Source organism: Atopobium sp., from assembly GCF_034113385.1.
In the GTDB taxonomy this organism is placed as follows: Bacteria; Actinomycetota; Coriobacteriia; order Coriobacteriales; family Atopobiaceae; genus Atopobium.
In genome coordinates, this window is sequence record NZ_JAXEXL010000005.1 from 34,006 (window position 1) to 40,448 (window position 6,443).

At 48.5% G+C, this 6,443-nt stretch carries 6 protein-coding genes; all 6 read left to right on the forward strand.

Features of this window, described 5'->3' with window-relative positions; all coding sequences use genetic code 11:
• Positions 1-32 precede the first annotated feature (32 nt).
• Positions 33-1,442, forward strand: coding sequence for a bifunctional UDP-N-acetylglucosamine diphosphorylase/glucosamine-1-phosphate N-acetyltransferase GlmU (gene glmU, locus SPD80_RS01335; RefSeq protein ID WP_320828124.1), 1,410 nt, complete (start codon positions 33-35; stop codon positions 1,440-1,442).
• Positions 1,442-2,437 (forward strand): ribose-phosphate pyrophosphokinase, encoded by a 996-nt coding sequence (locus tag SPD80_RS01340; protein WP_320606092.1) that lies wholly within the window; start codon positions 1,442-1,444, stop codon positions 2,435-2,437. The genes glmU and SPD80_RS01340 overlap by 1 nt, the downstream gene beginning before the upstream one ends.
• Positions 2,438-2,443: 6 nt before the next feature.
• A complete protein-coding gene (gene pth, locus SPD80_RS01345) occupies positions 2,444-3,013 on the forward strand; it encodes an aminoacyl-tRNA hydrolase (protein WP_320606093.1) in 570 nt (189 codons plus the stop codon).
• 154 nt (positions 3,014-3,167) lie between these two features.
• Positions 3,168-4,010, forward strand: coding sequence for a sulfide/dihydroorotate dehydrogenase-like FAD/NAD-binding protein (locus SPD80_RS01350; RefSeq protein WP_320606094.1), 843 nt, complete (start codon positions 3,168-3,170; stop codon positions 4,008-4,010).
• Entirely contained in the window at positions 3,998-5,395 is a 1,398-nt protein-coding gene (gltA, locus tag SPD80_RS01355) for an NADPH-dependent glutamate synthase (protein ID WP_320828126.1), read from the forward strand. Before SPD80_RS01350 ends, gltA begins: the two co-directional genes overlap by 13 nt.
• Before the next feature lie 150 nt (positions 5,396-5,545).
• Positions 5,546-6,443, forward strand: an 898-nt coding sequence (locus SPD80_RS01360) for a hypothetical protein (protein WP_320828127.1), incomplete at its 3' end; no start/stop codon positions are given.

Here is a 6,443-nt window from a genome sequence, read left to right on the forward strand (position 1 = left end):
GACGGCTTAATCTCTTTCTTGGAGGCATAGTAATGCCACTCACCGCGATAGTCCTCGCAGCTGGCGAGGGTACGCGCATGAAGTCCCGTCATCCTAAAGTTATGCACAAATTGCTAGACCGTCCTTTAGTAGGTTGGACGGTTGATTGCGCACGACGCGCCGGCTGTGACCGCATTATTGTGGTGGTGGGGCATGGTGCGCAAGAAGTACGCGATTATATGGGCACTTTTGATGACGTAGAGTTTGTCGAGCAACCCCAACAACTCGGAACTGGTCATGCCGTACGCTGCGTTTTTGATGCTCTGTATTCTGGGTCCAATCCCCTCAATATTCAAGGTAACTTCATTGTTTTGTACGGCGACAGCCCCTTGGTACGCCCACAAACCATTTCTTGGTTGGCTACCACATCCGCTGCGCGTAAGGACAGTTGTACCGTCCTTACCATGACGCCTCCTGACCCCACGGGATATGGGCGTATCTACTCTGAGGATGGACAGGTTAAAGCTATTATCGAGCATAAAGATTGCACTGCTGCACAGCAAGAAGCACTGCGTGAGTGCAACTCTGGTATCTATTGCTTTGAAGGCACTGCTCTTGCAGAAGGCATTACCCAGCTGTCTAACAATAATGCTCAGGGCGAGTACTACCTCACTGATATGATTGCTTGGCTCAATAGCCGTGGTAGCGCTGTTTCTGCAGTACATTGCGAAGAATATACCGAACTTTTGGGTGTTAACTCTCGCGTGCAGCTTGCAAGTGCCAACAAAATCATGCAACAGCGTATTAACCAACAACACATGGAGCAGGGTGTTACCATGCTAGACCCTGCAACGGTGTGGATTGGTCCAGATGTAATCATTGGCCAAGACACAGAAATTTTGCCTCATACACTCATATTTGGTCATACCACAGTTGGCACGGATTGTGTGCTGGGGCCCAACACACGCCTTATCAATGCTAAAGTAGGCAACAATTGCCTTGTGGATGAGACTATTATTGTGGATTCCACCATAGACAACCATGTAACTTGCGGCCCACGCGCTTATTTGCGTGGCGGCACTCACCTGAAGGACGGCGCCAAAGCAGGCACCCACGTTGAGCTTAAAAACTCTGTTGTAGGAAAAGGCTCCAAAGTTCCCCACTTATCCTACCTGGGCGATACCACCATGGGCAGCGGTGTCAACATTGGCGGCGGTTCCATTACATGCAATTATGATGGCGTTCACAAAAATAAGACCACAATTGGCAATAATGCCTTCATAGGCTCGGATACTATGATGGTAGCTCCCGTACATATTGGAGAAGGTGCTGTGACGGGCGCAAGTTCTTGCATTTACGAGGATGTTCCTGCGGGTGCGCTTGGTATTGAGCGTTCCCCTCAGGTCATAAAGGAAGGTTATGCAGCCGCAAGGCAGCAGCGACTCGAGAAAGGCAACAAGTAATGTACGAAACTCTGTGCCAGCCCCTTAACGTAGAGAAACAAATCAGGCTCTACACTGGTACCGGCAATCCACTGCTTGCTCAGCGCATTGCAAATGTATTACACCTTGAGCTGTCTGGTCTTAAGATCGAGAAATTCGCTAATGGCGAGATTTACGCGCGCTTTGAAGAGACCGTTCGTGGCAGCGAAGTATTTTTCGTACAGTCCATTGCAGGTGCTAATGTCAATGACCTGCTTATGGAGACACTCATTGTTGCCGATGCTGCACATCGTGCATCTGCCAGCAACTTTACTGCCGTTATTCCTCACTATGGGTACGCACGCCAAGACCGTAAAGCTGCCAGCCGTGAGCCTATTACTGCTCGCCTTGTTGCAAACCTACTTGAGGCCGCCAGTATTGATCGTGTTATTACCCTTGATTTGCACTCTGGTCAGATTCAGGGCTTCTTTGATATTCCCGTAACCCACCTCACTGCTCTGTATCAGTTTGGTGATTACTTTAAGACCAAAGGCTTTGACATAAACAACACGGTCGTTGTGTCTCCAGATATGGGTCGCGCAAAGGTAGCAAAAAAGCTGTCCGATTATCTTGGTTGTGAAGTTGCCATTGCTCACAAAAGCCGTCCCAAGCACAATGCTGCAGAGGTCATGGGCATCATTGGTAATATTAAGGGCAAAACCTGCATCATCAATGATGACATGATTGATACCGCAGGTACGCTTTGCGGTTCCATTAGCAAGCTTAAGGAAATGGGTGCCGGAGACATCTATGTATGCGCAACCCACGGCATCTTTTCTGGTGCTGCCATTGAGCGCTTGGAAGCAGCTCCTATTGAAGAGTGCGTAGTAACGGATGCTATCCCTTGCGCTATTGCAAACACAGAAGGCTCCAAGATTAAGTCCATCTCTGTAGCACAAGAGCTTGCAGATGCCATCTACGCCGTATACGCTGATCAAACCGTAAGTGGTGTACACGGCGGCAACTCAGAAATGTAAGGCAGTATGCCCAGTTCAAACCTAAAAGAGATTCGTAGTATCTGCGGCTTGGGTAATCCCGAGCCACAGTATGCGTTTACTCGTCACAATATTGGCTTTGCAGTCATAGACGCTCTTGCTCAAGCCTATAACGTACGCTATTGGAAAGATGAGGCAGGCGCACAGGTAGCAGAAGTTACCATTGCTAATAAGCCCATCCTTCTTGTTAAACCACAAAGCTACATGAATACAAGTGGCGGCCCACTTTCTAAGGTGGTGCGTGCACATGGCATTGCTCCTGCAGAAATCTTGGTTATCCATGATGAGGTAGATTTGCCAGCAGGGCAAAACCGCATAAAGTTTGGAGGCGGCCTTAATGCACATAACGGCTTGCGTTCCATCTCTAACAAACTAGGAACCAAAGATTTTGCTCGTATGCGCATGGGAATTGGTCGCCCACCAGGAAAGATGGATGTAGCAACCTACGTATTACGTGAACTTAAGGGCTCCGCCCGTGAGGACTATATTTTTAATGCACAATCAGGTGCCAACCTGTGCCAACAATGTATTTCTTACGGCATACAAACACTTCTTTAAAACTGATTACAAATATGTAAGCAATTTACGTAGGCACATACTCTAGAATAAAATATACGACGTTGTGCATGTTGCACAACCCGGAAGGAAAATCGATAAACCCTTAAGAGGAGGGCTTATCACCGTATGGAGAAAGCGGAGAGGAGTACGGTTAATGTATAAAATCCTCGAAAAGACGCAGTTCTCTGAGAAGGTATTTAAGTTCCGCATTGAGGCACCAGAGATGGCAAAGCATGCTCATGCTGGCCAGTTCTTGATGGTTCGTGCAAACGAGGTGGGCGAGCGCGTGCCCTTTACCTTCGCAGACTGGAATGCTGAGGAGGGCTGGGTTGAGTTTATCTTTATGGTAATTGGCAAGACCACACGCCTTTTGTCCACCTATGAGCCCGGCGATGCGTTGCAAGACGTAACCGGACCTTTAGGCATGCCTACCGAGATGGGTAAGGGTCGCTACGCCGTTATTGGCGGTGGCGTTGGCTTGGCAATTGCCTATCCCGTAGCTCGTTCCTTAGCTGCAGCTGGTAATGAAGTCCATGCCATTATGGGCGCTCGCACCAAAGGCCTTCTTTTGCTTGAAGACCAATTCCGCGAGATTTTGGATGATGACCATGTACACATTACTACAGACGACGGCTCGTATGGCGAGCAAGGCGTAGTAACTGCACCTTTGGAGCGCCTACTGCAGGCTGGTGCAATTGACCAGGTATTTTGTGTTGGCCCTGTACCTATGATGAAGTTCTCTACCCTCACCGCTCAAAAGTACAACACTCCCATTACCGCTTCCCTTAACCCCATCATGGTTGACGGTACCGGCATGTGTGGCTGCTGCCGCGTAGAAATTGGTGGCGAGACCAAGTTTGCTTGCGTTGACGGTCCTGACTTTGATGCAACCAAAGTCAACTGGGATGACCTACGCATGCGTCAGGCATCCTACCTCACCGAGGAAGGTCAATCGCTCAAGGCTTATGAGGAGGCGACTTGCGCATGCCACAGGTAAATGGAAGGTACGTACCTAACGCTAAGGCACCCCGTACTCCCGATAATGAAGAACCCGCTGCCGAGCGCGCAACAGATTTCCGTCCCGTTGATAAGGGCTACACCCCCGAGATGGCAATTGCAGAAGCAAACCGCTGTCTTAACTGCAAAAAGCCTTTGTGCGTAGACGGCTGCCCTGTTAATGTTCAGATTCCTCGTTTTATCGAGAAAATCCGCGAAGAAGACTTTGGCGGCGCCCTGGATGTCATTCGTGAAGACTCCATGCTCCCCGCAATCTGCGGTCGCGTATGCCCTCAGGAAACCCAATGTGAGGGCAAGTGCATCCTTGGTCGCAAGGGCGATCCTGTAGCCATTGGCCAGCTGGAGCGCTTTGTTGGCGATCAGCCTGAACTTGCTTCTGAGCCAGCGGTTGCTCCCTCTAACGGCAAAAAAGTTGCTGTTGTAGGTTCTGGTCCTTCGGGCATTACGTGCGCAGGCGAGCTTGCTCGTAACGGCTTTGATGTAACAGTGTATGAGGCATTCTTTACGGGCGGCGGCGTACTAGTCTATGGCATTCCTGAGTTCCGTCTACCTAAGGCCGTCGTAAAGCGCGAGATTGATGCATTGGCAGAGCTGGGCGTTAAGTTTGAATACAATGCCGTTGTTGGTCGCATCACGGATGCTTCTGAGTTGTTCCAAAAGGGTTTTGACGCTATCTATGTAGCCACAGGTGCAGGTCTTCCCAAGTTCCTTAACGTCCCTGGGGAGAACTTACCTAATGTATTCTTTGCCAATGAGTACCTAACCCGCGTTAACCTCATGAAGGCCAATAACTTCCCTGAGTATGACACGCCTACCAAGCATGGCAAGAACGTCGTAGTATTTGGTGGCGGCAATGTAGCCATGGACGCCGTGCGTACCGCTAAGCGCCTTGGCGCAGAGCATGCAATTATCGCCTACCGTCGTACTGAGGAAGAGATGCCCGCTCGTAAAGCAGAGCTGCACCATGCTAAAGCAGAAGGCGTAGAGGTCATGCCTTTGGTTGCTCCTCTTGAGTTTGTTGCTGGCGAGGACGGCGCTGTAGCTGCCGTACGCGTGCAAAAGATGGAACTGGGCGAGCCCGATGCAGATGGTCGTAGGCGCCCCGTACCTATTGAGGGTGCAATCGAAGAAATCCCTTGTGATGTAGCCATTTCTGCTATTGGCACCAATGCCAACCCCTTTGCTCCCATGATTGGTGACATGAAACTCAACAAGTGGGGCTACATTGAGGCTGATGAAGATGGTCAGACTTCCGATAAGCGCATCTGGGCTGGTGGCGACATTGTAACTGGTGCTGCAACCGTCATTTTGGCAATGGGTGCCGGCAAAACTGCTGCCGCTGCTATTACTAAAGCACTTGCGTAAAACCTACACTGTCTGCTGTAGACAACGCAGTAAGACACGCGTTGCATAGCATATCTATGAGAGACCCGGTTAGTTGAAGTACCAGGTCTCTCTTTTTGCGTTCCCCTATTCGTTGCCTTATTGAGCGCAGCTTTACTCCATAATAGGGATATGAATAAAAAGGCTCACATACCAGATACAGCCAGTCCTAGTCATCAGGATTGGCAAAACACCTATGACAGGGTCTTTGAGTCCTTGTGGGTCAAACTCATATATGCATGGTTTTTTATACTCTTCACTGTTCCCTTTTCGGCACATATTGAGTTGCTTGCCCCTAAGGTCAACAACGCATTTGCCTGCATCTCTATTGGTTTTATCGTTGGGTATGTATTACATGTACAGCTAGAACACTTCAGCTATCTTACTGTGTATCGTTTAGCCCTTAAAGCAGCATGTTTACTTGGTATAGGCGTAACACTTCTGGTTATGTACGGAGAGGTATTGCGCTATGCAGTTATTTTTGGACTAGCACTTTTTGATACTCTGCCTGGAATGTATACCCTCCAATTTATGCTCGGAGAACTTGCATATATTTCACTTTTACCAGCTGGTATTGTGTGTAGCTTTGCCTTACTTGATGTTAAGAAGACTGTCGATAAAACCACTCCAGCAATACAGCTCAGTCCTCTGCAAGTGCTCTGTATCAGCAGTGTCCTTATAGTTTGCATAGCTCTTAAAGTACTAGGGTCATCATCGTATATTGCTTCAATACATAATCCAATGGTGCTTCTTATGCTTTTTATACACTCTGCCCTAGTATTTTATTTTTTGTGGCTCCTTAAAACGACCAGTAGCTCCCCTGTATTTGAACCAGCTATTTACTTTTGTATAGCAAGCATTGGGTTTTTATCTTTGCGTTTTGTAAAGTTAAGCAGTTACCCTCTGTTACCTATTGTTTTGCCCGTTATATATCTGATCACAACCATAGCTCTCTTCATATACCTTCTGTATAGTAAGCAAGCCTGGAAGTCACAAACGATACAAGCATCAAGCCAAACGGCTATACCTC

Bases quoted from the DNA above. Each gene is read 5' to 3' on its own strand.
- glmU (WP_320828124.1), top strand. From the start codon at position 33: ATGCCACTCACCGCGATAGTCCTCGCAGCTGGCGAGGGTACGCGCATG.
- SPD80_RS01340 (WP_320606092.1), top strand. From the start codon at position 1,442: ATGTACGAAACTCTGTGCCAGCCCCTTAACGTAGAGAAACAAATCAGG.
- pth (WP_320606093.1), top strand. From the start codon at position 2,444: ATGCCCAGTTCAAACCTAAAAGAGATTCGTAGTATCTGCGGCTTGGGT.
- SPD80_RS01350 (WP_320606094.1), top strand. From the start codon at position 3,168: ATGTATAAAATCCTCGAAAAGACGCAGTTCTCTGAGAAGGTATTTAAG.
- gltA (WP_320828126.1), top strand. From the start codon at position 3,998: ATGCCACAGGTAAATGGAAGGTACGTACCTAACGCTAAGGCACCCCGT.